This window comes from Polaromonas sp. P1_G4 (assembly GCF_056405475.1).
In genome coordinates, this window is record NZ_JBFUCA010000485.1 from 1 (window position 1) to 3,231 (window position 3,231).

General features: G+C 61.4%; 5 protein-coding genes. All 5 read left to right on the forward strand.

Annotation, left to right across the window (positions count from 1 at the left end; translation table 11 throughout):
- The first annotated feature begins 192 nt into the window (after nucleotides 1–192).
- Entirely contained in the window at nucleotides 193–603 is a 411-nt protein-coding gene (locus AC1D1X_RS19180) for a DoxX family protein (RefSeq protein WP_477668953.1), read from the forward strand.
- A gap of 110 nt (nucleotides 604–713) precedes the next feature.
- A complete protein-coding gene (locus AC1D1X_RS19185; RefSeq protein WP_477668954.1) occupies nucleotides 714–1,268 on the forward strand; it encodes a flavodoxin family protein in 555 nt (184 codons plus the stop codon).
- Nucleotides 1,269–1,295: 27 nt separating this feature from the next.
- On the forward strand, nucleotides 1,296–1,703 hold the full coding sequence (locus AC1D1X_RS19190) for an OsmC family protein (protein WP_477668955.1): 408 nt from the start codon (nucleotides 1,296–1,298) through the stop codon (nucleotides 1,701–1,703).
- Nucleotides 1,700–2,584 carry a pirin family protein gene (locus AC1D1X_RS19195; protein WP_477668956.1) on the forward strand — a complete coding sequence of 295 codons (885 nt, stop codon included), beginning with the start codon at nucleotides 1,700–1,702 and terminating at the stop codon, nucleotides 2,582–2,584. Before AC1D1X_RS19190 ends, AC1D1X_RS19195 begins: the two co-directional genes overlap by 4 nt.
- Nucleotides 2,585–2,642: 58 nt before the next feature.
- A partial coding sequence (locus AC1D1X_RS19200; RefSeq protein ID WP_477698911.1) for a DUF599 domain-containing protein occupies nucleotides 2,643–3,231 on the forward strand: 589 nt, incomplete at its 3' end.

The window sequence follows — 3,231 nt, forward strand, 5'->3', positions numbered from 1 at the left end:
GAAGGCACACTGCAACTGGGCCACGGCCAGGACGCCGAGGTGCTGGTGTTTGACCTGGCACCGTAACGCCCGGTCACATGCCGTAACCCATCACCCAGGTCGGGCGCCGAATGCGTACAGCCGCATGGCGCTTGCCCAGAGTGTTTTTTTCCTCCATCATTTCCCCGTTTACTTTATTTATAAGGACTCGTCATGCTCAATTCCCTGCAAAACCCTCTTTCCCTCATCGGCCGCGTGCTGCTGGCTTTGCTATTCGTGCCTGCCGGCTTCAGCAAGATCGCCGGCTTTGCCGGAACGGCCGGCTACATCGCCTCCAAAGGTGTGCCGCTGCCCGAAGTCGCCGCGGCTGCCGCCATTGCGATTGAGCTGGGACTGGGCCTGTTGCTGCTGGTCGGTTTCATGACGCGCTGGGCCGCGCTCGGCATCGCGCTCTTCACCGTGGTGATCACCTTCATCTTCCACAACTACTGGGGCGTGCCCGCCGAGCAAGCCATGATGCAGCAACTGATGTTCTTCAAGAACATCGCCGTGGTCGGCGGCCTGCTCACCGTGGCGGCCTGGGGCGGCGGCGCCTGGAGCCTGGACGCCAAGCTCAAGGGCTGATTCGCCGGCAAGGCTGCAGCAGGGTTCACGCCCGGCTGCGGCTTTTTTTGTTTTGGCGGGTTCCAGATTTCATCCTTCTCCTTTATTCATCTTCCTGCGAAAGACCCGGAATGCCCAAAGTTGTCGTGATTTACCACTCCGGCTACGGCCATACCCAGCGAATGGCGCAGTCAGTCGCCGAGGGCGCGGGCGCTGAACTGGTAGCTATTGATGCCGAAGGCAACCTGCCCGAAGGCGGCTGGGAAACCCTCGATGCCGCCACCGCCATCATCATGGGATCACCCACCTACATGGGCAGCGTCAGCTGGCAGTTCAAGAAGTTTGCCGATGCTTCCTCCAAACCCTGGTACACCCAGGCGTGGAAGGACAAGCTGTTTGCCGGCTTCACCAACAGCGCAGCCATGAGCGGTGACAAGATGTCGACGCTGAATTACCTCTTTACTTTGGCCATGCAGCATGGCGGCATCTGGGTCAGCCAGGGCGTGCTGCCCAGCAACAGCAAGGCGGCGGTGCGCAGCGACACCAACTACCTCGGCTCTTACAGTGGCGCTGTCGCACAATCGCCATCGGATGCAGGTGCCGGCGAAATGAACGCAGGCGACCTGGACAACGCCCGCAACTTCGGACGGCGCGTGGCCGGTATCGCAGCGAGATTCGCTCCCTGATTCTTTTTCTTTTTTACAGGAATTGTCATGACCGTTGAACTCAGGCGCAATCCTCCGGCGGAGCTGGCCCAGCATCTGCAAATTCGCAGCCACGCGCTGATTACCGATGCGTCACTGGCAGAAGGCGGTGACGATGCCGGCCCCTCGCCCCATGACCTCTATGACGCGGCGCTCGGCGCCTGCAAGGCTGTTACCGTGATGTGGTACGCCCGCAAGAAGGGCATTCCCGTCGACGAGATAAAGACGCGGGTTGAACGGGACGACTCTCAGGAGCGCGCCGGCGTTTACAAGCTTGCCACCAAACTCCAGATCAAGGGCGCCCTGACGGATGCCCAGTTGCAGGAATTGCACACCGTTGCCCAGAAATGCCCGGTGCACAAACTCATGAGCACCGTCACGACGGAAATCACGACGGACGTGGAACGGCTGACATGAGCGCTGCACTGAAACTGACCGGGCATCACAAGGACCTGGGCGGCGGCTTCATGGTGCGCCGCCTGCTACCTTCTGCGCAGCAGCAATCGGTTGGCCCTTTCATTTTCTTTGACCACTTCGGCCCGGTGACTGAACACCCCGGTACCAGCCATGACGTGCGGCCGCATCCGCATATCGGCCTGGCCACCGTGACCTATCTGTTCGAAGGCGCCATGATGCACCGCGACAGCATCGGCTCTGCCCAGCGCATAGAACCCGGTGCCATCAACTGGATGACGGCAGGGCGGGGCATTGTGCATTCGGAGCGCGCGCCCGACGACCTGCGTGGTACTGCATATGTAAACCACGGYTTGCAGCTGTGGGCTGCCTTGCCCGCAGAGTTTGAAGAAACAGCACCCGGTTTTTCACACACGCCTGCGGACAGCATCCCAGAGGTGTCCGTGGACGGCGCGGTGGTGCGTGTCCTGGTCGGTGAGGCATTCGGAAAAGCCTCACCCGTCAAGACTTTCTCAAAAACACTCTACCTGGATGTGGCGCTCGCGGCGGGCACGCCTTTCACGTTGCCGCCACTGGCAGCGCAGATGGCGCTGTATGCGGTGGACGCCGACCTGCTGCTGGACGGCGAGCCGCTGGCGATGCACACGCTGGCGACCCTTTTACCCGGCACAGCAGTACAGCTCAGCGCAAACACCCCGGCGCGCCTGGTGGTGATCGGTGGCGACGCACTGGATGCGCACCGCTTCATGTGGTGGAACTTTGTTTCCAGCCGCAAGGAACGCATCGTGCAGGCCGGTGAGGACTGGGCCGCCCAGGCCATGGGGCAGGTGCCCGGGGAGACCGAATTCATCCCGTTGCCCGAGCGGAAGTTCACCGCGGGCTGAGGCCCGGCAAGTCAGGCAAAAGCTTTTTGAGGGAAAGCCCAGCGTTTAAGATCACGCGATGCAAATTTTCAGCCTGCTTCCCTGGTCCGACTGGATGGCCATCGCCTGGTTCTTTGGCGGCTGGATGGGCTATGCCTGGTTTGCCCGGCACTATGGGGTCAAGCGGCCTTCGCTGCTGCGCACCACCAACCGTTACCGGCACCATTGGCTGATACAGGCCACCTCGCGCGACCCGCGCGTGATCGACGGCATCATCACGCAGAACCTCTCCAGCACGCCGGCTTTTTTCTCGTCCACCACGATCATCATCATCGGCGGGTTGTTCGCGCTGCTGGGCACCACCGACAAAGCGGCCGAGCTGGTGCGCGAAATCCCGTTTGCCGTGCGCACCTCGGTGCTGATTTTTGACCTCAAGGTGCTGCTGATGGTGGCGGTGTTTGTCTACGCGTTTTTCCGCTTCAGCTGGTCCATGCGCCAGTACACCTTTGTCGCCCTGCTGATTGGCTCCATGCCGTCACCGCAGGAGTTTGAGGTGGGGAAGTTCGACCGTGAAGCGTTTGCCACACGCGCCAGCCGCATGGTGAGCCTGGCGGCGGAAACTTTTAACGACGGGCTCCGGGCCTACTACTTCAGCTTCGGCATCATGG